The 23505-nt window shown below is 73.5% G+C and carries 18 protein-coding genes and 1 pseudogene; 10 read left to right on the forward strand and 9 right to left on the reverse strand.

The window, feature by feature from the left end:
* Nucleotides 1–3 precede the first annotated feature (3 nt).
* Nucleotides 4–1203, forward strand: a complete 1200-nt coding sequence (locus OIE67_RS47830) for an NAD-dependent epimerase/dehydratase family protein (protein ID WP_326633119.1) — start codon at nt 4–6, stop codon at nt 1201–1203.
* Entirely contained in the window at nt 1200–2102 is a 903-nt protein-coding gene (locus OIE67_RS47835; RefSeq protein WP_326633121.1) for an alpha/beta fold hydrolase, read from the forward strand. The genes OIE67_RS47830 and OIE67_RS47835 overlap by 4 nt, the downstream gene beginning before the upstream one ends.
* Here the strand turns inward: OIE67_RS47835 and OIE67_RS47840 are convergent.
* Complete coding sequence (locus tag OIE67_RS47840) at nt 2039–4204, reverse strand: MMPL family transporter (protein WP_326633123.1); 2166 nt, start codon at nt 4202–4204, stop codon at nt 2039–2041. The genes OIE67_RS47835 and OIE67_RS47840 overlap by 64 nt on opposite strands.
* A gap of 227 nt (nt 4205–4431) precedes the next feature.
* Here OIE67_RS47840 and OIE67_RS47845 point away from each other — a divergent pair, with 227 nt between their 5' ends.
* The 3 genes from OIE67_RS47845 (at nt 4432) to OIE67_RS47855 (ending at nt 7119) form a co-directional block, all read left to right on the forward strand.
* Nucleotides 4432–5385: an MBL fold metallo-hydrolase gene (locus tag OIE67_RS47845; protein ID WP_326633125.1), complete on the forward strand. Its 954-nt coding sequence runs from the start codon at nt 4432–4434 to the stop codon at nt 5383–5385.
* A 156-nt stretch (nt 5386–5541) separates the two neighbouring features.
* Entirely contained in the window at nt 5542–6294 is a 753-nt protein-coding gene (locus OIE67_RS47850; protein WP_326633127.1) for an SAM-dependent methyltransferase, read from the forward strand.
* Nucleotides 6295–6396: 102 nt separating this feature from the next.
* On the forward strand, nt 6397–7119 hold the full coding sequence (locus OIE67_RS47855) for a hypothetical protein (RefSeq protein WP_326633129.1): 723 nt from the start codon (nt 6397–6399) through the stop codon (nt 7117–7119).
* Between the two features lie 348 nt (nt 7120–7467).
* Here OIE67_RS47855 and OIE67_RS47860 read toward each other — a convergent pair whose 3' ends face one another.
* A complete protein-coding gene (locus tag OIE67_RS47860; RefSeq protein ID WP_326633131.1) occupies nt 7468–8085 on the reverse strand; it encodes an FMN-binding negative transcriptional regulator in 618 nt (205 codons plus the stop codon).
* A gap of 34 nt (nt 8086–8119) precedes the next feature.
* On the opposite strand from OIE67_RS47860, the gene OIE67_RS47865 reads away from it, so the two are divergent.
* Complete coding sequence (locus tag OIE67_RS47865; protein WP_326633133.1) at nt 8120–9448, forward strand: aminotransferase class I/II-fold pyridoxal phosphate-dependent enzyme; 1329 nt, start codon at nt 8120–8122, stop codon at nt 9446–9448.
* A gap of 58 nt (nt 9449–9506) precedes the next feature.
* On the opposite strand, the gene OIE67_RS47870 is transcribed toward OIE67_RS47865, so the two are convergent.
* From OIE67_RS47870 to OIE67_RS47880, 3 genes are all read right to left on the reverse strand, one after another.
* Complete coding sequence (locus OIE67_RS47870; RefSeq protein ID WP_407674789.1) at nt 9507–10622, reverse strand: Dyp-type peroxidase; 1116 nt, start codon at nt 10620–10622, stop codon at nt 9507–9509.
* Nucleotides 10619–11173: a copper chaperone PCu(A)C gene (locus OIE67_RS47875; RefSeq protein ID WP_326633135.1), complete on the reverse strand. Its 555-nt coding sequence runs from the start codon at nt 11171–11173 to the stop codon at nt 10619–10621. Before OIE67_RS47875 ends, OIE67_RS47870 begins: the two co-directional genes overlap by 4 nt.
* Nucleotides 11174–11266: 93 nt before the next feature.
* Nucleotides 11267–11806 (reverse strand): MFS transporter, encoded by a 540-nt coding sequence (locus tag OIE67_RS47880; RefSeq protein ID WP_106252666.1) that lies wholly within the window; start codon nt 11804–11806, stop codon nt 11267–11269.
* A 115-nt stretch (nt 11807–11921) separates the two neighbouring features.
* Here OIE67_RS47880 and OIE67_RS47885 point away from each other — a divergent pair, with 115 nt between their 5' ends.
* Nucleotides 11922–12617 carry a hypothetical protein gene (locus OIE67_RS47885; protein WP_326633138.1) on the forward strand — a complete coding sequence of 232 codons (696 nt, stop codon included), beginning with the start codon at nt 11922–11924 and terminating at the stop codon, nt 12615–12617.
* Nucleotides 12618–12681: 64 nt separating this feature from the next.
* Here the strand turns inward: OIE67_RS47885 and OIE67_RS47890 are convergent, their stop codons facing one another.
* Together OIE67_RS47890 and OIE67_RS47895 are read right to left on the reverse strand one after the other, a co-directional pair.
* Nucleotides 12682–15264, reverse strand: a complete 2583-nt coding sequence (locus OIE67_RS47890) for a LuxR C-terminal-related transcriptional regulator (RefSeq protein ID WP_326633139.1) — start codon at nt 15262–15264, stop codon at nt 12682–12684.
* Nucleotides 15265–15399: 135 nt separating this feature from the next.
* The gene (locus OIE67_RS47895) at nt 15400–15561 is read right to left on the reverse strand and encodes a hypothetical protein (protein ID WP_181308760.1); all 162 of its coding nucleotides are present in this window, start codon (nt 15559–15561) and stop codon (nt 15400–15402) included.
* A 149-nt stretch (nt 15562–15710) separates the two neighbouring features.
* Between OIE67_RS47895 and OIE67_RS47900 the strand changes: the two are divergent.
* Nucleotides 15711–16903, forward strand: a pseudogene (locus tag OIE67_RS47900) (RNA-guided endonuclease InsQ/TnpB family protein); the annotation flags it as partial.
* An 85-nt stretch (nt 16904–16988) separates the two neighbouring features.
* Here OIE67_RS47900 and OIE67_RS47905 read toward each other — a convergent pair.
* The gene (locus OIE67_RS47905) at nt 16989–20195 is read right to left on the reverse strand and encodes a BTAD domain-containing putative transcriptional regulator (RefSeq protein WP_326633145.1); all 3207 of its coding nucleotides are present in this window, start codon (nt 20193–20195) and stop codon (nt 16989–16991) included.
* A gap of 109 nt (nt 20196–20304) precedes the next feature.
* On the opposite strand from OIE67_RS47905, the gene OIE67_RS47910 reads away from it, so the two are divergent.
* Nucleotides 20305–20823, forward strand: coding sequence for a universal stress protein (locus tag OIE67_RS47910; protein ID WP_326633147.1), 519 nt, complete (start codon nt 20305–20307; stop codon nt 20821–20823).
* A 9-nt stretch (nt 20824–20832) separates the two neighbouring features.
* Here OIE67_RS47910 and pdxR read toward each other — a convergent pair whose 3' ends face one another.
* Nucleotides 20833–22200 carry a MocR-like pyridoxine biosynthesis transcription factor PdxR gene (gene pdxR, locus OIE67_RS47915; RefSeq protein WP_326633149.1) on the reverse strand — a complete coding sequence of 456 codons (1368 nt, stop codon included), beginning with the start codon at nt 22198–22200 and terminating at the stop codon, nt 20833–20835.
* A gap of 67 nt (nt 22201–22267) precedes the next feature.
* On the opposite strand from pdxR, the gene OIE67_RS47920 reads away from it, so the two are divergent.
* Nucleotides 22268–23500, forward strand: coding sequence for an MFS transporter (locus tag OIE67_RS47920; protein WP_326633151.1), 1233 nt, complete (start codon nt 22268–22270; stop codon nt 23498–23500).
* Nucleotides 23501–23505 lie beyond the last annotated feature (5 nt).

Genomic DNA, 23505 nt, shown 5'->3' on the forward strand with positions numbered 1-23505 from the left:
CTGGTGACCGGCGGCGGAGGCTTCCTCGGCCGCGCCGTCTGCCGCCAGCTCGCCGAGCGTGGTCATGAGGTGGCCACCTTCCAGCGTCACCTCCGTCCCGAGCCGGAACCGGCCACGCCCGAAGGACCGGCCTGCTCCGTCCCGGACCCGGCCGCACCGGACGCCGCCGAGGTCCGTGACCCGGCCGTACGGGACGCCGCCGAGGTCCGTGACCCGGCCGTACGGGACGCCGCCGAGGTCCGTGACCCGGCCGTACGGGACGCCGCCGAGGTCCGTGACCCGGCCGTACGGGACGTCGTCCGGATTGCCGGCGATGTCCGTGACCCCGATGCCGTGTACGCCGCCGTCGAGGGTCGCGATGCCGTCGTGCACTGTGCCGCTCTGGCCGGGGTCTGGGGTCCTGCCCGTGACTACCGGGAGGTCAACGTCACCGGGACGGCCAACGTGATCGACGCCTGCCTGCGGGCCGGTGTCCCCCGTCTGGTGCACACCTCCTCGCCCAGTGTCGTCCACGACGGGCGGGACCTGGAGGGCGTGGACGAGTCGGCCCCTTACGCCCGCCGTTTCCTCGCCCCCTACCCGGCGACGAAGGCCGAGGCCGAGCGGCTGGTCCTGGCCGCCGCCGGCGCGCGGCTGGCCACCGTGGCCCTGCGCCCGCACCTGATCTGGGGGCCGGGGGACCCGCACTTCCTGCCCCGGTTCGTGGCGCGGGCACGGCGTGGGCGGCTGCTGCTGCCGCGCGTGCCGGGCAAGCGGGTCGACACCGTCTACGTCGACAACGCCGCACGGGCCCACGTGCTGGCACTGGAGGCGCTCTCCCCCGGCGCGCAGGTCGCCGGCCGGGCCTACTTCGTCGCCCAGGACGAGCCGGCGCCGATCGCGGACTGGATCAACGGCCTGCTCGCGGCGGCGGGGCTCCCTCCGGTCCGGCCCCGGGTGCCGGCCCGCCTGGCCCGGCTGGCGGGCGGGGCCGTCGAGCACGCCTACCGGCTCGCCCGCGTACGGTCGCAGCCGCCGCTGACCCGGCTCACCGTCGTGCAGGCCACCACGTCGCACTGGTTCGACCTGACCGCCGCCCGCCGCGACCTCGGCTACGAACCCCTGGTCAGCACGGCGGAGGGCCTGTCCCGGCTGGCCGCCCACCTCGCCGACCGGAACGCCGACCACCGGACCGCAGCCGACCGAGATGCCGGAGCCCCATGACCCTGCCCGGTTACCCGTTCACCTCGCGCTTCCTCACCCGCGCCGGCCTGAGCCAGCACTACGTGGACGAGGGCGACGGCGCGCCCGTCCTGATGCTGCACGGCAACCCGTCGTGGAGCTACCTGTGGCGCCGCCTCATCGTGGCACTGCGGACCGAGCACCGCTGCGTCGCGCCCGACCACATCGGCATGGGCCTGTCGGACAAGCCGGGCGAGGACCGCTACGCGTACACGCTCGCCTCCCGCGTGGACGACCTGGACGCGCTCACCGACCACCTCATCGCCACGGAGGGCGCGCCTGAGCGCGGGTGGACGGTGGTGATGCACGACTGGGGCGGCCCGATCGGCATGGCCTGGGCGAGCCGCCACCCCGAGCGGGTGGCCCGCCTCGTGGTGCTCAACACGGCCGCCTTCCCCAACCCGTACGGCGCCCGCGTACGCCCGGCGCTGCGCCTGCCGCTGTGGCTGCTGCGCGAGACCCGGGTGGGCGCCCGGCTGTTCCTGCGCCACCACGCCTTCGCCAGGCTGGCCACGCTGCCGCCGTTCGGCGTGCGGCGTCGCCTGCCCAGGGAGGTGCGCGACGCGTTCCTCGCCCCCGACGACCGCCGGGGGCACCGGGTGGCGGTGCGGCGGTTCGTGGGGGACATCCCGCTCGGTCCCGGCGACGGGGCCTGGCCGCTGCTGACGCGGACGGGGGAGAGCCTGGGGGAGTTCGCCGACCGGCCCGTGCTGATCGGCTGGGGGCTGCGCGACCCGGTCTTCGACCCGCTCATGCTGACCGAGTGGCGCCGGCGCTTCCCCGGCGCCGAGGTGCACGCCTTTCCCGACGCGGGCCACTACGTGCTGGAGGACGCGTACGAACGGCTCGTCCCCGCCATCGAGGCGTTCCTGCGGCGCTGACCCGGCAGCCACCAGTTGCGCTCACCGAGCAGCCGCATCAGCGCCGGGACCAGCACCATCCGGATGAGGGTGGCGTCGAGCACGATCGCGACGGCCACCGCGAAGCCGCCCTGCTGGAAGTCGAGCCGCCGGGTGAACATCAGCCCGGAGAAGGTGCCGGCCATGATGGCGGCGGCCAGCGTGATCGGGCGCGCGGTGTGCCGCAGCCCGTGCAGCACGGCGGCCGTGTTGTCGCCGGTGCGGCGGTAGTGCTCGTGGACGCGGTGCACGAGGAAGACCTCGTAGTCCATGGACAGGCCGAAGACGATGGTGAAGACGATCAGGGGGAGCAGCGCGTTGACGTCCGTCGCCGGATCCTGGAAGGCCAGCGTGAGCAGGCCGAACGTGGCGCACACGCAGAGCAGGTTCATCGCGACGGCCTTCAGCGGGATGAGCAGGCTGCGGAACGTGATCAGCAGCAGCGTGAACGAGGCCAGCAGGACGACGAGGAGCACCCGCCACAGCCCGTCGAGCGCGCCCGCCGTCAGGTCGCGCAGCCGCGCGGCCGGTCCGACGGCGAGCACCCGCTGACCGGCGGGCAGCAGGCGGGCGGCCCGTTCGCGCACGTCCCGCAGGAAGGCGGTCGCGGCCGCGCTGTCCGGCGCGGCCCTGTCGGCGAGCAGCATCAGGGTCAGGTCCCTGCCGTTGTCGAACACGCTCACCACGGACACCCGGGGGTCGGCCCGCAGCGCGGCGCTCAGCGCACCGGTGTCCACCGGGGCCGAGCCGGGCGGATGCGGCAGCGCCAGGCTGGTCAGGCTGGCCACCTTGTCGCGTTCGAGTTGCTCCAGGCCGGCGCCCATGTCCGTGCCGGCCAGCGTGGCGCGGTCGTAGTGCAGCCCGGTACGCAGGTGCAGGGCCGGCAGGGCGAGCAGGAGCAACGCCGCGACGGCCGCCGCCGCGTACAGGACCGGGTGGCGCATCAGGTGCCGGGCGCCCCGCACCCAGGCCGGTTCGCGCGGCTCCGAGTCGTGCCGCCGCCAGGGGAGCGTGCCCCACGCGAGCAGGCCGTCGAGCCGGGGGAGCAGCGCCGGCGTCAGGGTCAGCGCCGCGGCGAGCGTGACCAGCGCGGACAGCAGGCCCGCCAGCGCCATCGAACCCGCCCACGGCACGCCGACCAGGAAGAGCGCACAGGAGGTGATCATGATGGCCAGGGCGCACCAGGTCACGGTGCTGCCCGCCGTGGCGACGGCGTGAGCGGCCGCGGCCTGCGGGGACCGGCCGCCGGCGCGGGCCTGGCGGTAGCGCAGCAGGATGAGCAGGCTGTAGTCCAGGCCGAGGCCCAGGGTCATGGTGACGGTGTAGGTGAGCATGGTCGAGTCGGCGTCGCCGTACGTACCGGCCAGGGCGAGCGCGCCCATCGCGGCCAGGATCGCCGCACCGCCGACGAGCAGCGGCACCAGGGCCGCGCCCGCCGCGCCGAGCCCGAGCACCAGCAGCAGCACGGCCACCGGGACGGTCATGGTCTCCATCGCCCGCAGATCGGCCATGTCGGTGTGGGCGAGCTGGGCGAAGGCGCGGCTGACGCCCAGGATCGTGACCGAGACGGCTCCCGCCGACGCCCGCCTCGCGCTCTCCTGAGCGGTCGCGAGCTGGGCGGGCAGGTTGCGCTGCCTGGCCGGCTCGTCGCCGTGCACACCCATCAGCGCGTATGCGTGCCCGGGATGCTGGCCGGCCACATCAGGCAGCGGCAGCAGCGCCCCGACGTCCCCGCGGGCGGCCATCGCGCTCATCACCGCGGCCATCACGCGCTGGTACCCCGGCTCGGAGGCACGCAGCGTGGCGGAGGTGAAGGCCAGCAGCACCTGCTCGGTCCCCTGTTCGGGGAAGCCGCGCGCGATCACGGCCGCAGCGACGGCGGACTCCGAGCCCGGCACCTCCAGCGAGGGCGGGGCCAGCCGGGCCGGCAACCCGGGCAGCAGCGCCGCCGAGCCGGCGGCCAGGACCAGCCACAACGCGATCACCAACCGCCCCCGGCGGGCCACCGCCGACCCCCACCTGCCCAGCGCGCCCGGCAGGGGCTCGACGAGGGGCGAATCACGGCGAAGGCTCCCGACCGGCATGATTTCCCGCCTTTCCCGATCAATCGGGGGCTCACAGTAGGCAGAGGAACGGCGGCGAACACGGCTCACCCGCCGACCGCGCACACACGTTTGCCAGGGCATCGACCAGCCTTGATATCGGCTCCGTTATCGACGCGCGGGGGATGTCAATATTGGACGCCCCTTGATCGGCTCTGCTCTGCTGGAGCGACGTCGCATCCGGGCGAGTGAAAGCAGGTACGAGGCGAATGTCCCTTGCGCAGTCCACCACCTCCCGCCGGGCCCTGCTGTCGGCCGCGGCCCTGCTGCCGCTGGCGGGTGGCAGAGCCGAGGCGGCCACCGCCGCGCCGGGGAGCGCGCGCGACCACTACGCCAGGGCGGCGAAGCTGGCCGGCCGCGACCCGGTGCTCACAACTTTGGTCAAGGCGCTCACACCGGGTGTGACACCGGCCCAGCCCAAGGCGCCGAAGCCGCTGAAGATCTTCGACAACGTGGCCGTGGTCAGCACCGGGTTCGTCTCGGTCACGGCCCTGCTCACCTCGGGCGGCGTCATCCTGATCGACGCGCTGAGCTCGCCGGACGAGGCCGGGAAGGTCATCGTCCCCCAGCTGAAGTCGCTCGGCGTCGACCCGTCGGCGATCAAGTACGTGGTGGCCGCCCACGGGCACGACGACCACTTCGGCGGCGCCCAGTACCTCGCCGACCGGTACGGCGCCCGCGTCATGATGAGCCCGGCCGACTGGAAGCTCGTCGCCGCCGAGAAGCCGCCGAACGCCCCCAAGCGTGACCTGGACATCGCCGACGGCGGCCGCCTGACCCTCGGCGACACGACGGTCTCCTTCCACCACACCCCCGGCCACACGCCGGGCACCGTGTCGATGATCTTCCCGGCGCGGTGGAGGGGACGGCGGCACACGGCGATGTTGTGGGGCGGCACCAACCCGCCGGCGGCCGTCGCCGACAAGCGGATCTACCTCGACTCCGTGCTGGCCTTCGCCGCCACGATGCGCAAGGCGGGGGTGGACGTGGAGCTGAACAACCACGGGGCCGCCGACTACGGCCTGGCGCGCATGGAGGAACTGCGCGCGGGGGCGGCCGCGAACTCGTTCGTCCTGGGGCGGGCGCGGACGCAGCGGTTCATGAAGGTCATGGAGGCCATGATGCGCGGCCGGATCGCCACGGACCTGGAGACCGGGGGATAACCGGTGGACGTCGGCGGACCGGGTGTTCTAGCCTCGCCCGGACGACTCTCCAGCCACTCGAAGAGGTGCATTGTATGACGGTCCAGGCGCGTTCGGCCGGTGTGATCCGGTCCCGTCACCTACGAATCGCGTCTACGACCAGAAGGAACCTCAGAAGTGGATCTGCCACGTAGCTTCACCATCCGCGAGCACAGCCACCGCATCCTCAACCCCGTCACCGCCGACAAGCTCGCCACCCTGGGCCGGGCGCTGGACCTGCCGGCCGGCAGCCGGCTGCTCGACCTGGCCAGCGGCAAGGGCGAGATGTTGTGCACCTGGGCCCGCGACCACGGCGTGCGCGGCACCGGAGTCGACGTCAGCACCGTGTTCACCGCGGCGGCGCGGGCTCGGGCCGCCGAGCTGGGCGTCGACGGGGCCGTCACGTTCGTGCACGGCGACGCCTCCGCCTACATCGCCGACGAGCCGGTCGACGTCGTGTCCTGCGTCGGCGCGACCTGGATCGGCGGCGGCCTGCCGGGCACCGTTGAGTTGCTCGAACGCAGCCTGCGCCCCGGCGGCCTGATGCTGATCGGGGAGCCGTACTGGCGGCTCGACCCGCCCGACCAGGCCACCGTCGAAGCCTGCCACATGCGCGACGCGGACGACCTGCGTTCCCTGCCCGGGCTGGTCGGACAGTTCGGCGAGCTCGGCTGGGACGTCGTCGAGATGGTCCTGGCCGACCAGGACAGCTGGGACAGGTACGTGGCTCCGCAGTGGCTCAACCTGCGGCGCTGGCTCGACTCCAACCCCGAGGACGAGCTGGCGGCCGAGCTGCGCGCGGAGCTCACCGAGTCGCCGCTGCGGCATGTCCGCTACCAGCGTGAATACCTCGGCTGGGGCATCTTCGCCCTTATGAGGCGTTCCGGCTGACCCAGGGCGGGGCCCCGGTCCTTCGCGCCGGGGTCCCGCCGATCAGTTCGAGAAATTTTGATCCGACGGACGGTTCATCAGTCCGTCGGTACCATCTCGCCGGTGATGATTCAGAAGTTGAGCGTACGGACCGCCGCCGTCGTCGTCGGGGCGGTCACCGTGCTCGCCGGCGTGAGCACCCCGGCCCAGGCGGCGGAGAACTACGGCCAGTACTCCATGTTCAGCGCGCGCAGCGCCGGCCAGCACTGGGCCGACGGGCAGGCGGCAGGGCAGTGGACCTGGAAGCCCCTGTCGTCCACGTCCTCGGAGATCAGCTGGGGCGACCCGAAGAAGTGGCCGCCCTCCTACGCCGAGAAGTTCGTCCACAGCGGCGACTGGCTGATGCTGGACGGCTGGCGTGACAACGGCACCTACTACACCGTGCGGGTCACCAAGGAGCAGATCGGTGACGCCAAGTGCGGAAATCTCACGACATTGGCCACGTCGGGGCGGCAGCACTACGTCAAGTGGGCGATCCCCGCGCAGGGCTACTGCATGAAGGCGTGGGGGACGATCACCGAGCAGTCGTCGGGCAAGACCGTCGACTTCGGGCACACCCAGATCTGGTCGCCGCCGGCCTCCTGCTCGAACCAGTACCTGGGCGGCCAGACCTGCGTCAAGCAGTGGGAGTCCTGGTGGGACAACCAGGGCAACCCCGGCAAGCCGATCACCAGGAAGCTCGAACGCGACCAGTACATCGCCCGGGGCAAGGGCATGGCGTTCAAGATCCACCAGTACTTCCCGAAGGAGTGGAAGTCCGAGGCGCGGTCGTACTGGAACTGGTGACGAAGGCCGCTCCACCGGCCCGTTCGTCCACAGGGTGTGGGGTGTCGGCCGGGGAGGGGCGCGTACCCGTCCCCATACAGGTACGGGCCCCTTCCGCGCCGCCGTTTCAGGCAGCTTTTGAGGTGTGGTACGGATACTCCTTGCTCGCCGACGGCACGGCCCTGACCTGGGAAAACGCACTCTCTGTCGAGGTCGGCCCATAGGGTCGCCGCAGGTCGTGGCCGTCACCGGCGGACGGGCGGCCGCGGGAGCCGTTCGGCGAGAGGCTGGAAACGACGTTATCCACAGGCAAGGCCGGTTATCCACAGACTGTGCATCGTGTGGAAAACCGCTCCGCGGAGCCCCTGTTCAGCCGCCGGCCGCGCGCCCGAGTTGCCGGGCCCGCGCGCCGGCGTCCGTGGGCAGCCCGCGCTCGGCCAGCCCGGCCGAGACCCGCTCGCGCACCTCGGGCCGGTGGTCGTCGAACTTGAACTTGGCCCGCACCTCCACCACCCGCAGCCGCAGCCCGCGCAGCGCCGACAGCCTCTTGTGGTACGGCCCCGCGTCGGCCGCCATCTCGCCGTGATCCCCGGCCGGCTGGTGGTGGGCCAGCTGGCGGCGCAGGATCTCCGCCTTGCCCTCCCTGTCGTCCACGATCTCCGCCAGGCAGTCGAGCTGGACGGAGGCGTAGTAACTGGTCGGCACGCCCGTCTGCGGAGAGTCGCCGCGCCAGCCGCTCGGGATGAAGGCGTAGTCGTCGTACACGCTCACCAGCGCCGCGGGGTTGGCCTCCAGCGCCGCCCAGATCGGGTTGGGCCGGGCCAGGTGGAGCACGATCTCCTCCCCGTCGAACAGGAAGTGGGTCGGCACCACCACGGGGGCCGCGCCGCCCACGCCGTTGACCGCGATCTGGCCGAAGTCGCGCGTACGCAGCCATTCACGCCACTCGTCCTCGTCCCTGGCGGCGTCCCATGGGTTGATGAGCATGCGAACCTCTTTGTATTAGTACATAATTAACATTGTGCTAGAAACATATCCGTTCACCGGCAGAACGGCCAGTGAGATAGCGGCCGGCGTCGAGCTCGCCGTGTCCGAGGGACGGCTGCCGCCGGGGGCGGTGCTGCCGCCGGTGCGCGAGGTGGCCGACCGGGCGGGGGTCAGCCCCGGCACGGCGGCGGCCGCGTACCGGCTGCTGCGCGAGCGCGGCGTCGTGGAGACCGCGGGACGGCGCGGGACGCGGGTCAGGCCGCGCCCGGCCAGCACGTTCCGCGAGGAGATCCGCATCGAGGCGCCGCCGGGCGTGCGCGACCTGTCCAAGGGCAACCCCGACCCCTCCCTGCTGCCGCCGCTGCGCGAGGCCCTCGCCGCCGCCGCGCGGGCGCACGAGGAGAGCCCCGCCATGTACGGCACCGGCGACGACGAGGAGCTCATCGCCCTGGCCGGAGCCCGGCTGCGGGCGGACGGCATCCCGGCCGAGGCGCTGGCGATCACCTCGGGCACCCTCGACGCCGTCGAACGCGTGCTGACCGCCCACCTGCGCCCAGGCGACGCGGTCGCGGTCGAGGACCCGGGCTGGACGGCCCTGCTCGACCTGGTCGCCGTCCTCGGGCTGCGCCCGGTGCCGATGCGGCTGGACGAGGAGGGCCCGCTGCCGGACGAGCTCGCGCGGGCACTGCAGGCGGGGGCGCGGGCCGTGGTCATCACCTTGCGCGCCCAGAACCCGACGGGAGCGTGCCTGTCCGCCGCACGGGCACGGGAGCTGCGGGCGCTGCTCGCGGCCAGTCCCGAGGTGCTGCTGATCGAGGACGACCACGGCTCGGGCTTCGTGGACCTGCCGCCGTACTCGCTGGCCGGGGCCACCGCGCGCTGGGTCCACACCCGCTCCACGGCCAAGGCGTTCGGCCCCGACCTGCGCCTCGCCCTGATCGCCGGCGACCCGGTCACGCTGGACCGGCTGCGCGGGCGGCAGCGGCTGGCCGCGGGCTGGGTGAGTCACCTGCTGCAACGCGCCGTCGCCCACCTCTGGCGGACGGACGCGGTGGACACGGCGGCGGTCGCGGCGGCGTACGGGCTGCGCAGGAACGGCCTGGTGGCGGCGCTGGCGGCGCGCGGCGTCACCGCGTACGGCCGCAGCGGGCTGAACGTGTGGATCCCCGTCGCGGACGAGACCACCGCGATCACCCGGCTGCTGGCCCGGGGCTGGGCGTGCGCGCCCGGCGCGCGCAACCGCATCGGCTCGCCGCCCGCGCTGCGCCTGACCGTCTCCACCCTGACCCAGGAGGAGATCGAGCCGCTGGCCGACGACCTGGCCGCCGCCCTGCGCCCCGCCCCGACGGGCAGGTACGGCTAGGACGGCGGCCTTTCCCGGCCGTCAGGTGAGCGAGCCCTCCTGGCGGCCTTCCCGATCGTCAGGAGAGCAGGGTCTCCCCGATCCACCCGCCGGGCGCGCACCCCGGCGGGACGGCGAACACGGCCGACCCGATCGCGCTGATCCACTCGTTCAGCAGGTCGCCCTCGGCCAGCATGCGCTGCACCGGGACGAACTGCTTGCCGACGTCCGCCTGGAAGCAGGCGAACAGCAGCCCCGAGTCCGACTCGCCCTCGGCGCTCAGCCCTTCGTCGTAGTTGTAGGGCCGCCGGAGCAGCCGCGACGCGGGATCGGCCACGTGCGCCCGCCGGATGTGGGCGAACTCGGAGATGACCGGGAACCCGAGGGCGTTCTTGCGGGCGTAGTCGGGCGCGTCGCGCTCGGCCGCACCGGTGAGCGGCGCACCGTCGCTCAGCCGCCGCCCGATGGTGAACTCCCTGGCCACCCGGTCGGCGGCGTCCCAGGTCTCCAGTTTCATCCGGATCCTGCGCAGCACCATCGTGGTGCCGCCGCGCAGCGGGCCCTGTCCGATCCAGACGGCTTTGTCGAGGTCGGTGGCGTTGCCGGTGCCCTCGATCTGGCCCATCAGGTTGCGCCGGGTGGGGCTGTGGAAGCCGCGCTGCGTCCACCGTACGCGGGCGAAGGAGCGCGTGTCCTTCACGATCATCCGGACCGCGTGCGCCACGCTCACGCTGTCGTCCGCGCACACCTGGACCAGCAGATCACCTCCGCTCCACCGCTTGTCCAGCCGGTCCGTCTTGAACGCGGGCAGCGCGGCCACCGGCGAGTCCACCCCGGCCGCCGCGAACAGCCCCGGCCCGAACCCGAACGTGCACGTGAGCCCGCCCGGGGTCGCGGCCAGCTCGGGCTCGGTGTCCGCCAGCGCGGGCCGCCCCTGGGTGAGGCGGGCCGCGTCGTCGGTCAGGAGCTGGAGCAGCCGGACGATCGCCTCCTTACGGGTGCGTGGCAGCAGGTCGAAGCCGAGGAACACCGCGTGCGCCTGCGGCGGCGTGGCCACGCCCGCCTGGTGCGTCCCGTGGAACGGCGTCACCTCGGTGGAGGCGAGCCTGATCACCTGCCGCTCGGAACGGTGCGGCCCGAGCACGCCGGCGGCGGTGACGGCGCCGCCGGCGATCAGCCCTCTGCGGCTGATCACTTGTGCCCCGGCTGGTAGTCCTCCTCGCCGCCGGCGAAGTCCTTGCCCACGGCGGTGAACTCCAGCGGCTGCCCGCCCTGGACCTGCAGCGTGAACGGGATCTTCGCCCCCGGCCGCACCTGCTCGGTGACGCCCATCAGCATGATGTGGTCGCCGCCGGGCTTGAGCTCGTGGGTGCCGCCCGCGGGCACCACGAACCCGCCCTCCTTGGGCCGCATGACCATCTTGCCGCCGGAGTCGACGACCTCGTGCAGCTCGATCATGGGCGACAGCGGAGAGGCACCGGAGACGATCGTGACGGACGCGGTGCCGTTGTTGACCAGCGTCCCGAACGCCGCGGTCATCCCCTTCTTCGTGGTCTTCACCCAGGGGTCGGTGATGCTCAGCCCGGCCCCTGCGACCGGGGCGGTGGCGGGAGCGGCGGCCTGGGCCGACGCCGTGGCCGTCGCGGTGGACTGCGCGCCGGCGTTCGCGGCGGGGTCGTAGGTGCCGGCGCAGGCGGTCAGCGCCACCGCGGCGGTGGTGAGGACGAGGGCATGTCGAACGAACATGGCAAAGCCTTTCTCCGCCCGGCATGCCGAAGCAGACCCAGCCGGGCGGCGGGGGTCGTCTGAGAGGGGAGAACGTCTTGCCGGACCCGCAGGTCAGGCGGCGACGGCCCGCGGCGGGCCCCTTCTGCTGACGACGTGCCGCAGCACGGCCGAGCGCAGCACGCGCGGCTCGGGCGTGCCCGGGGAGGCGGAGAAAGGAGTGACGAGCAGCGGCAGCCGGACGATGACCAGCAACCGCACGGCCAGGCGGCGCAGCAGCCCCCAGAGCGCGGCCTCGCCGCGCGCCAGCCAGAGCGCGGTCAGCCCGACAGCCCAGCCGTGGGCGGCGAGCATGCCCAGGCCCGGCACCAGCCCCGAGTGGAGGTGGAGGGCCGGCGCTGCCGGCGAGACGGTGTGGGACAGGCTGAACAGCAGGTGCAGCAGCACCTGGAGGCCGGCGAGCAGCGGCAGGATCAGCGCGAGCGAGCGCTCACGCCCCGCCAGCGGGTACGCGGCCCCGAACGCCAGCCCCAACGCCACCACCATGGCGGGAGCGGGCACGGACGAGCCGCCGAGCACGTGAGCCGCCACGCCGAGCCCGAGGCACACGACGGCGAACACCGCGGTGCGGGCGAGACGGAACGGCAGCGCCATGGGCCTAGCATTCCACGCCGGCCCGGCGGTCCGGGCGTTGATCCCGATTCACGTGAAACCTCTCTTCTCGCCGCGGTAACCCGGATAATCGCCGCTGATGCCTAAATTTCGGGACTTGTCGGAGTATGCGGCGGAAATCGCCCCGGTCATCAACGTCGCCCACGTCAACGTGCACGCCTCGGCCGCCCCAGCCCTCGCCGACCTGGCCGCGACCTCGGGCCTGACCCCCGCCTACCTGTACGACCTGCGCTTCACCCTCCCCCTCCGCCCGCTGCCCCGCATGGGCCTTTCCGCCCTCTACCGGTACGCATCCGACCAGGAACACACCCTCCGGCGGCACCTCGACGAGGGCACGCTGACCGAGGACGGCGACGGGCTGCTGCGGCTGACGGGCAAGGGTCTCGCGTTCGTGCACCGCCTCTACGACCTGCACGCCGCCGCCGTCGGCCGCGTCTGGGCGGGCCACGACCTGGCCGGTCCGGCCGAACTGGTGGGCCGGGTGCTCGACGCCGCCGAGCGGCTGCCCGGCGGGGCGCTGGAGCTGGTGGCGCCGCCGTACGAGCCGGAGGGGTCGGGGCCCGGGCTGCGGCTGTTCAACCGGCTCGCCGTCCTGCGCTACCACCGCGCCGACGCCCATGCCGCGGCGTGGGAGGCGGCGGGCCTGTCCGCCACCGAGATCGTCGGCCTGCGGGACGGGCCCGAGCGCGTCGCGATCGAGACCGAGACGAACCGGCGCGCCGCGACGCCGTACGGGGTGCTGTCCGAGCGGGAACGCGACAGCCTGTACGACGCCCTGCTGAAACTCGTCTGACCCCGCCGCGCAGCCGACCCGCACAAGCCGTCCCGACCTGGGACGGCCCGCGCGGGCCGGCCGCTCAGAGGACGGTCAGCAGGCGGGCCACCTGGGTGCGGTCGTTCACGCCGAGCTTGTCGTAGGCGGCCTGCAGATGGTTGGCCGCCGTCCGGGTGGACAGCGTGAGCCGGTCGGCGATCTGCCGGTTGGTCAGCCCGGAGGCCGCGAGCTGGACGATCTCCCGCTGCCTCGGCGTGAGCTCGGGCGTGGCCAGCTCGATCAGCGCCGGCGTGCTGATGCCCGAGCAGACCCTGGCCAGCGCCCAGGCCCGCGTCCGCGCGCCCCTGGCCAGGGTGCCGCGCCCCGCCTCCCGGTACGCCGCCGCCTCGTGCGCCGTGGCCTCGGCCGCGTACAGCAGCAGGCCCAGCCGCTCGAACTCCCCGGCCACCTCCCGCAGCTCGGCCGGATCCCCCAGCGCCCGCGCGTGCCGGGCGAACAGTCGCACCAGCGGCCCTTCCACCAGGGACGTCAGCTCCCGCAGCCGCTCCACGGCGGCGGGTGCGGCCCCGAGGCGTACCAGGTCGTGCAGCGCGAACATCAGGTGGCCGCGCAGCTCGTGCCGCTCCGCGTGCTCGGCCGCCGCCAGGCATCGCCGTACGGCGCCGGCCACGTCGCCGCCCGCCGCCGCCACCCAGACCGCGGCGCTCAGCACGTGCTGCCGGGTGAACGCCCACCTGGCCGCCGCCTCCTCGGCCTCGGCCAGCGCCCGCGTGGCCTCCCCCAGCCTGCCGAGCAGCGCGAACGCGTGCGCCTGCTCGGCCAGGCAGCGCCCCAGGTACGGCTCCCGCTCCGGCAGCCTGGCCAGGTCGTCCCCGCACCGGCGCACCGCCTCCGCCGCGTCGCCACGCAGCCTGGCCGCCATCGCCAGGTGCGCCGCGAACCCGGTCACCGGCAGCTCGGCGGCGGGCAGCTCCATACCCCGCTCCGCCGTACCCGCCGCCTCCTCCGGCCGCCCGCAGAACAGCTGCGCGGCACACAGCGCGTCCAGCAACGTCGGCAACGCGTGCGCGGACTCCTCCCGGCCCGGCCCATCCTCCGCCGTCCGTCCGGCTGCGGCGAGGGCGCGTTCCGGGCGGCCCGTGTAGGCGTCCACCCACGTCCGCAGCGCCGCCGCGTGCGCCAGGCCGCGGGCGGTGCCGGGCGCGCAGGCGCGGGCCTCGGACAGCGACTCGGCCGCGCCGCCCATCCGGCCGGCGAAGCAGTCGGCGACGGCGCGGTAGACGTACGCCTCCTGCCGCCATCCCGGCTCGGTCAGCGTCGCGACCGCCGCGTCGAGCACCCGGCACGCCTCGGCGTCCGCGCCCGCCCATGCCAGGTTCATCCCCAGACTGCACGCGTGCTGCGCCCGCTCGCCCTCGGTCATCGACGCCCAAGCCCCGGCAACTGCCAGCGCCCCAGCCGCCTCCGCCTCCGCCTCCGCCTCCGCCGATGCCGATGATGACAGCGGCACCGACACCGACACCGCCGACAGGGCCGACAGGGCCGGGCCGGTCTCGCCCAGCACCGTGAGCACCTCGCCGAGCACCGCCACCGCCCCCACGCCCGCACCCGCGTCCATCGCGGCCCTGGCCAGCCGCGCGGCCAGCCGGGGGTCCTGCCGGCCCCAGGCCAGCCGCGCGGCCGAGGTGAGCTGCGCCGGATCGGCGGGCGACCCGCTGTCCAGCCGCCACACGGCCGCGCGCAACCCGTCCTCGCGCCGCCGCAGCCCCGTCGCCTCCAGCCCCTCGGCCAGCGTCCGCAGCCGGCGCCGCGTGCGCAGGGTGCCGCAGTCGCCGCGGATCACCTCGCCGTAGATCCGATGGCCGAGCCGCAGGTTCTCGCGCCGGCCGTCGGTCACGGTCACGACCAGGCCGCGCGCCTCGACCCGCTCGACCGCCCGCGCCGAGGTGAGCGCGGTCAGCAGCTCGATGCCGACCGGCTCCCCGAACGCCACCAGCTCAAGCACCTCGCGCTCGTCCTGGTCGAGGTGGCCGATCCGGTCGCCGACCAGCTCGCGCAGCCGGGTGGTCATGGCCGGCTCGCCCCGCCAGCGCCACGCGCCCCCGCGTTCGGCCAGGCAGCCGGAGTCGCGCCCCGCGTGCACGAGCTCGCGCAGGTAGAGCACGTTCCCCTCGCTCATCCCCGCGAGCTGCCGTACGGTCCGCGCCGCGACCTCCCCGCCGAGCGCCGCTTCGAGCACCTGGCCGACCTCCGCCACGGTCAGCGGCGGCAGCTCGATCCGCCGCAGCAGCTCGTCCTTCCACAGGGCGGTGACCGGAGCCGGCTGCGGCTCCTCCGACCTGACCGTCACCAGCAGTTGCGCCTCCCCGCTCTCGGCCAGATAGTGCACCAGCGCCGCCGACGCCTGATCCAGCCGCTGCGCGTCGTCCACGCTCACCAGCAGCCCCCGCCGCCCCGCCTGCCCGCGCAGATGACGCGCCGCCCAGCGCAGCAGGTTCTCGCCGCTGCGCGGCGGCCCCGTCAGCACGTGCGCGAACGCGCCGAACGGGATCGCCGCAGCGGTCTCCGTCCCCAGCGCGTGCACCACCGCGTATCCCGGCAGCCCGGCGACGGCCTGCGCCGCCAGCCTGCTCTTGCCCACCCCTGCCGCCCCGGCGATCATCATGCCCGCTCCCGACCGCAATGCCTCCCGTACGGTCGTGAGTGACCCCCTTCGCCCGACGAACGGCCAACAGCTCCCGTGCTCGCTCATCGTGCCTCCTCTCGTCACCCATCGTGGCGAGAGGTGTTCGCGGGAGGTTCAGGCCGGATCTCTGTGTAGTCCGGCGGCCACCATCAGCATCTCGATGACGGCTTCCGGGCCGCTGAACGGCACCGGTTCGCCTCCGACCTCTTCGAGCAGCCCGCGGAGCTGGCCGCCGGACTGCTCGGGCTCGACCAGCCGGACGATGACCGTTCTCATTGGATACCTCCGAGGAGGCCCCCGCCTTCAGGCGGAGAAGAACTCGGACCCCTGCGGGGCAGAACAGGGGCAGCCGGTTCCCCGTCAAGCGAACTGTCGTATCGAACAAACACGCGAGTATTTCTTGATCGTTCGGTATGATGTGGGGCGTGGCGCAGATCGTGAAGCGGGCCTACAAGTACCGCTTCTACCCGACCCCCGAGCAGGCCGGAGAGCTTGCCCGGACGTTCGGCTGCGTGCGTCTGGTCTACAACAAAGCCCTCGAAGAACGCACCCGCGCCTATACCCTGGAAGGCCGTCGCGTCTCCTATGTGGAGTCGTCCGCGCGTCTGACGGCGTGGAAGCGCAGCGGCGAATACGGCTTCCTGTCCGAGGTGTCGTCGGTGCCTCTTCAGCAGGCGCTGTGTCATCTTCAGGCCGCGTTCGCGAACTTCTTCGCCAAGCGCGCCAAGTACCCGGTTTTTAAGTCCCGTAAGAGGTCGCGGGCGTCGGCGGAGTACACCCGGTCGGCGTTCCGGTGGCGGGACGGGGAGTTGACGCTGGCGAAGATGGACGCCCCGTTGGCGATCGTGTGGTCCCGTCCGCTGCCGGAAATTGCGCAGCCGTCCACGGTGACCGTGGCGAAGGACGCTGCGGGGCGCTGGTTCGTGTCCCTGCTGGTGGAGGAGAAGATCAGCCCGCTTCCTTGCGTCGCGTCGAAGGTGGGAATCGACGCCGGGATCACCGCGCTGGCCACCCTGTCCACCGGCGAGAAGATCGTCAATCCTCGTCACGAGCGCGGCGACCGGCGCGAACTCGCCAAGGCTCAGCGGGCGCTGGCCCGTAAGGAGAAGGGGTCGAACAACCGGGCCAAGGCCCGCCTGAAGGTGGCCCGCGCTCACGCCCGGCTCGCCGACCGTCGAAGGGATCACCTGCACAAGGTCACCACACGGCTTGTTCGCGAGAACCAAGTGATCGCCGTGGAAGACCTGACCGTCCGCAACCTGGTCAGGAACCACAGTTTGGCCCGCGCCATCTCCGACGCCGCATGGCGACAGTTTCGCTCCATGCTGGAGTACAAAGCGCGCTGGTACGGGCGGACGCTGGTGGTGGTGGACCGCTGGTTCCCCTCCAGCAAGCTGTGCTCGGCGTGCGGAACCTTGCGGGACACGATGCCGTTGGACGTCCGCGAATGGGAGTGCGCCTGCGGCGCGGGCCATGACCGAGACGCCAACGCGGCCAAGAACGTGCTCGCCGCCGGGCTGGCGGAGAGCTGAAACGCCTGTGGAGCTGGTGTCAGACCTCAACGAGAGTCCTCTCGGGCGGGCAACCGGCGATGAAGCAGGAAACCTCATGGGCAACCGTGGGAATCCCCTCCTTCATGAGGGGAGGATGTCAACTGTGCACGATCTCGCCGGGCGGTTCAGGTCTGGTTCAGGTCGGGGTGCCTAGGTCGGATACGGCGCGGGCTCGACCTCCAGCTCGCGCATGAGCTCCGCGTAGAACTGGTAGCGCCTGCGGGCGTCGCCGCGCCGGCCCGCCAGGTCGAGCACCCGTACCAGACCGAGGTGGGCGCGCTCGTCGTAGCGGTCGCGTTCGAGCAGCCGCAGCCAGTAGCGGGCCGACTCGTCGTAGCGGTGCGCGCCGGCCCGCTCGGTGGCGAGCCTGGCCGCCGCCTGCACGTATGCCAGCCGGGCCTGCTCGCGCAGGCCCACGGCCCAGTCGGCGTAGGGGTCCTCCTCGCAGAACTCCCCGCCGTACGCGTTCTCGGCCGCCGCCCACCGTTCCAGCGCCTCCGCCGGACGTCCGGCCTGATCGAGCCGCACGGCCTCAGCCACCAGATCAAGAAATATCTCTACATCGACCTGTACGTTGGCCAGCTCCAGCCGCAACGCCCCTTCCTCCGAGACCACGATCTCGTCCGCCGGCCACTCGTGCCCCGGATCCAGCACGGCGCGCAACGTGGACACCATCACGTTCAGCCGCCGCAGCCCGACCGCCTGGTCCTCCTGCTCCGGCCAGAGGATCTCGACCAGCCGCTCCCTGCCGATCGCGCCGCCCCTGCGGCCGACCAGGATCTTCAGCAGGTCACGCGCCTTGCGCGACTGCCAGGCCGTACGCGGCACCGGCACCGCGCCCCTGAGCACGCGGAACGTTCCCATGGTCGCGACGACCACCTTGGCCTGGCGCGGGGGAGCGGCGCGGGCCACCAGCGCGTCGATGCGGTCGTCGAGCGCCCGGCAGCCGATCGCGTGCATGCGTTCGCGCACCGCCACGGCCACCTCGACGCCGGTCGCCGGATCGGCCAGCGCGGCCCTGACCAGCTCGGCCCTGGCCCGGCCGACGGGATCGTCGAGCATCGTCCACCGGCGCACCGCCTCGTCGGCGGACGCGGCGTCGCCGTCCAGCTCCGCGCGCAGCTCCGCGACGGCCGCCTGCGCGGCGTGATCCCTGCGGCCGACCGCGACCGGCTCGGCCTCCGCCAGCAGCGCCCCGGCCTCCTTGCGCCGCCCGGCCGCCAGCGCCACCCGTACGGCGGCGAGCCTGGCCGCCACCCCGGCGATGCCGCCGACGTACCGGAGCGCCTGCCGGGCGACGCGGGCGGCCTCGTCGGGATCCTCGTACGCGAGCAGCCCGGCCAGCCCGTTGAGCGCGTGCGACAGCGCCTGCACCTCCCCCGACGGCTTCGCCTGGGCGATCACCCGCCGGTAGAGCGCCACCGCCGCCCCGCGGTCGCCGCGCAGCGCGTGCACGGCGGCCAGCTGGTTCATGCCGGTGCCGGTCAGCCTGGAGCCCATCGCCTCCCACCGGGCCACCGCGTCGGCGGCCTCGGTCAGCGCCTCCTCCAGGCGGCCCAACCGGGCCAGGGCCTGCGCGCGGTTGGCCACGTTGAGCGCGGCGAACGGGGCGAAGGCCACCAGATCCGACAGGCGGCCGGCGATCTCCGTCTCGGCCAGCGCGTCCTCGTACGCGGCCTCGTCCAGGTGGCGAGAAGCCCGGTTCGCGTGGATGCGGATCAGCTGGACCAGGTCGCCGGCCCGCTCGGCGTAGGCCAGCGCCCGCAGGTAGTAGGCGTCGTTGGCGCGGCGGTCGCCGTCGAGCGCGGCCAGCATGGCGAGGACCGTGTTGGCCATGGCCAGCGCGGCCGGATCGCCCAGGCTCCTGGCCTGCTCCAGCGCCTTGTCCGCCAGCTCGGCGCAGGACACCCGGTCGCCCTTCAGCCAGTGCACCGAGGCCATCGAGGCGGTGCACATGGCCGCGTCGGCGGGCGGCAGGCCGAAGGCGTGACCCTGCTCGTACATGGCCAGCGCCCGGTCCAGTTCGCCGCGCATGTGGTCGATGAAGGCCAGCCGCCTGGCCACGGAGGCGTCGAACGCCGGCCCCTCCGCGGCCTGGGCGAGCAGCTCGCGGGCCCTGGTCCAGTGGCCGCGGTTCTGCTCGGCGAAGCCGGCCAGCTTGAGCATCGGGGGAGAGCGCCTGGCGGACTCGGGCAGCAGCTCCAGTGCGGCCGGCACGTCACCGCGCTCGGCCAGGCGCGGGCCGTGGGCGTCGAGGAGCGAGGCGGCGAGCAGGGGGTGGGCGGTCGAGATCGCCGCGCGCAGGGCCAGCTCGGGCTGGTCGTGCTCGACGTACCAGCGGGCCGCGACCGCCGCCACGTCGTGGGCCTCGTGCCGGTCCAGCGGGGCGTACTTGGCCAGCACCTGGCCGCCCTGCGAGGTCAGGCGGCAGCTCTCGCGGTCCGGCTCCAGGAATTCGAGGAACAGGCCGCGGCAGGCCAGCGCGTCCAGCGTGTCGGGCGGCGCGCCGAGCGCCCCGGCCAGATCCGGCGTCAGCACTGGCAGCACCGTGGCGGCGCGCAGCAGCTCCCGCATGGCGGCGGGCAGGTCCTCGAACGCGGCCAGCGTGAGCCGGTCGAGCGTGGCGGAGTTCGCCGTCAGCCCGGCCACGGTGCCGCGCCAGGCGGCCGGAGCCTCGCGGGCCAGCGCGTCGAGCGCCGCCTGCACGGCCGCCGGCCAGCCGGCACACGTACGGTGCAACTCGGCCGCGATGTCCGCGCCCGCCTCACCCAGCAGGGCCCGCGCCCAGGCGGCGGTCTCCTCCGGCGTCAGCGCGAGATCCGTGGCGTCCAGGTCGAGCACCTCGTGGTCCTGGCGCAACCGGGCCGTCGGGAACGGCAGCGGCGCCCGCGACGCGGTGACCAGGTGAAGGTGACGGGGCGCGGCGCGTACGAGCGTCTCCACGTAACGAACGGGACCCGGCGCGCCCGCGATCACCTCGACCCCGTCGAAGACCAGGACCAGCCCCCGCCGCAGCCGCCGCGCCAGCGCCTCGGCCAGCGCGCCCGCTAGCGCCGCCGCCCTGGACGGCTCGTCGGCGCCGGGCCCGAGCGGCGCCCCCGCCGCGGTCACCAGCTCGGCGGGCAGATCGGGCACCTTGCCCGCCACCGCGGCGGCCACCGTCGCGGCCAGCGTGGGCAGGTCACGATCGGCGCTCCCGAGGCGGTGCAGCACCGCACCCACGGCCTGGCTCCAACCGGCCAGAACGGTCGACTTCCCGTAGCCTGTCGTCGCCACGAGCGAGGTGAGCCGGTGTACGAGTGCGCCGTCGAGCCGCCGGTCGAGGGCGGGACGAGGCCGCACCCACCCTCGTTCCACCCCCGCATGCTACGCCTGGCCTCGCCGGAGGACTCCAGAGTTCGCAAAGTGCCACCTCCCGGTAACCAGCGGGTAGGCGCACTATGGTCGTACTTCGACAGGAGGCACCGTGGAACAGGATCTGCCCGGCGGTGCGCGGCTGATCGTCGGGGTGGACGAATCCCCGGCGGCGCGCTGGGCCCTGGCCTGGGCCATCGGCGCGGCACGGCTGCACCGGATGGCTCTCGTGGCCGTGCACGTCAGCCGCGCGCCCGTCCACCCCTTCCCCGAGGCGCTGCCCGTGCAGCACGCCGTCAGGGCGGGCGAGGAGGCGCGCTGCACCGAGGTGATCACGGGCGTGTTCGAGGACGTGGCGGGCGGGGTGCCCGAGGACCTGGCCACCTTCATGGTCGGCCGGGTGGGCGACCCCGGCTACCATCTCGTCGACCTGGCCCGTGAAGGTGACCTGCTGGTGCTCGGGAGGGGGAGACGCGGGGTGCTCAGCCGCATCTTCCTGCCTTCGACCAGCATGTACTGCGCGCGGCACGCCCGTACGACGGTCGTGATCGTGCAACAGCCCTCGCCGCCGGACGACCCGGAGATGTCGGGGGAGCGCAACCGCAGGTTCTGGACCCGCCGACATCCCTGACCAGGGTCTCTAGCGAATCGCGGACCTGAGCAGGCGCAGTCCTTCCGGGATGGCGTCCCTGCCGATCCCGCCGTATCCCAGCACCAGGCCCGGCTCGGGCATGCTCCCGCCGTAGTACGCCTCCAGTGACTCCACCGCCAGCTCCGGCACCGGACGTACCGACACATCAGGCGCGAGCCGGGCACACAGGTGCAGCCCCGCCGTGGACGGCACGGGCAGCAGCCGGTCGTCGCCGGCCAGCGCCTCGGCGATCATGGCGTGCCTGGCGGCGTACTCGCGGGTCGCCTTCCTGATGTGCCTGGCCAGCAGGCCCTCGTCGATGAAGCGGGCCAGCGCCGCCTGCGTGGGCAACTCCCCGTGCCAGTCGGACAGCTGCCTGGCCGCGCGCAGGGCCCGCGCGAGCGAGGCGGGCGCGACCAGGAAGCCGAGCCTGAGCATGGGGAGCAGCGTCTTGGAGAACGAGCCCACGTAGATGACGCGGCCCGCCCGGTCGAGACTCTGCAGCGGCTCCAGCGGCCGTTCGCCGAAGCGGAACTCGCTGTCGTAGTCGTCCTCGATCACCACCGCCCTGCGGCGCTCGGCCCAGGCCAGCAGGGCGGCGCGGCGGGCCAGCGACATGGGCGTGCCGAGCGGGAACTGGTGCGACGGCGTGACGTACACAACGCGCGCCTCACCGGGGATCGCCGTGACGTCGATGCCCTCGCCGTCCACGGGCACGCCGGCCACCCGGGCTCCCAGCGAGCGGAACAGCAGGCGGGCCGGGGGATAGCCGGGCTCCTCGACGGCCACGACCGCGCCCGGCTCGATCAGCACCCGGCCGATCAGATCGAGCGCCTGCTGGGCGCCGTTCGTGATCAGCACATCGTCCGGGCCCGCGTGGACCGAGCGGCTGAGGCCGATGTGACGGGAGATCGCCGCGCGCAGCGGCTCGTGACCGGCCGGATCGCCGTAGCCGGCCGCGCTCACCCGCAGCTCGCGGGCCACCAGGCGGCGCCAGGTCTCCATGGGGAACAGGCGCGGATCGGGGACGCCGGCGCGGAAGTCGTACCGGGCGGGGATCATGGGCTGGGGCAGGGGCAGGTCGTCCCAGACGGGACGCGGGCGTACGACGCCCTTCGGCGCGGCCCGCCCCCTGACCGGCTCCGCCGAGACGAACGTGCCCGCGCCCGCGCGGCCCACGAGGAACCCGTCGGCCACCAGGCGGTCGTAGGCGAGGGCGACCGTGTTCCTGGAGATCTCCAGGCCGCGGGCCAGGTCCCTGGTCGGGGGCAGGCGCTCGCCCGACCGCAGGCGGCCGTCGAGGATGGCGTCGAGCAACTGCCGGTAGACCTGTGCGGCCAGGTCACCGCGGCCGTGAAGGCTGATGTGGACGTCCATCTTGGCCCAATCATTTGACGATGAATTGGAGCTTACCTTGGGACAAGTCGGGGGCGAGGATGAACGTATGACATCAGCCCCCACCCGTACGGCGTCCGACTTACTCGCCACCGGATCGCCCAGCTGCACCGTCCCCCAAGTACCGAAATATCGGCGAATCCTGGCACAGGCGCAGCTGACGAACTCCATCGGCGACGGCCTCTACCTCGTCACCTCGGCGTTCTACTTCTCCCAGATCATCGGCCTGTCGGCGACGCAGATCGGCTTCGGGCTCACCCTCGGCTGGGCCGTCGGCCTGGTGGCCGGCGTACCCCTGGGCCACCTCGCCGACCGGTGCGGTCCCCGCGGCGTCGCCGTCCTGCTCGCGCTCACCACCGCCGTGGCGGTCGGCTCGTTCCTGTTCGTCGGCTCGTTCGTGGCGTTCGTCCTGGTCGCCTGCCTGTACGGCACCGCACAGACCGGCCTGTCAGCCGCCCGCCAAGCCCTGCTCGCCGCCCTGGTCGAGCCCGCCGAGCGGACCACCGTACGGGCGACGCTGCAGGCCACGCTCAACGGCGGCCTGGCCGTCGGAGCCGGGCTGGGCGGGCTCGCGCTGCACCTCGGCACCCGCGAGGGCTACCTGGCCGCGTTCGCGGTGGACGCCCTCGGCTTCCTCCTCGCCGCCATCGTCCTGCTCCGGCTGCCTTCCGTACGGATCACCGCCCCCTCCGCCGGCCCCCGCCTCGCGGTGCTCAGGGACCGGCCGTACGCGCTCGTCACGCTGGTCAACGCGGTGATGCTCTTCTACATGCCGCTGCTCAGCCTGGTGGTGCCGCTGTGGATCGCCGCTCGTACCAGCGCGCCCACGTGGGTGGTCGCCGTCCTGCTGCTGATCAACACGGGTGGCGTGCTGCTGTTCCAGGTACGGGTGGCCAGGCGGGTGCGGAGCCTGCGGGACGCCTCGGCGGCGGTGCGGCGGGCGGGGGTGACGATGTTCGCGGCGTGCGCGGTGTTCGCGCTGAGCCCGTACTGGTGGGGGTTCCTGCTGGTGGCGACGGCGCTGCTGGTGGCCGGCGAGATGCAGCTCGCCTCCGGTTCGTGGGAGATCGGCTTCGGCCTCGCCCCCGACGACAGGCAGGGGCAGTACCAGGGCTTCTTCGGCAGCGGGGTGGCCGTGGCCAGGATGCTCGGGCCTGTGGTGCTCACGACGGTCGTGCTGGGGGCGGGGACGCTGGGGTGGCTGCTGATCGGCGTCATGTTCGTCCTGGCCGGCGCGGCGATGACCCCGGCCGTCAGACGCGCCCGGCTAACCCGCGCCTGACGTTG

This window comes from Nonomuraea fuscirosea (assembly GCF_035917475.1).
GTDB classification, from domain to species: Bacteria; Actinomycetota; Actinomycetes; order Streptosporangiales; family Streptosporangiaceae; genus Nonomuraea; species Nonomuraea fuscirosea.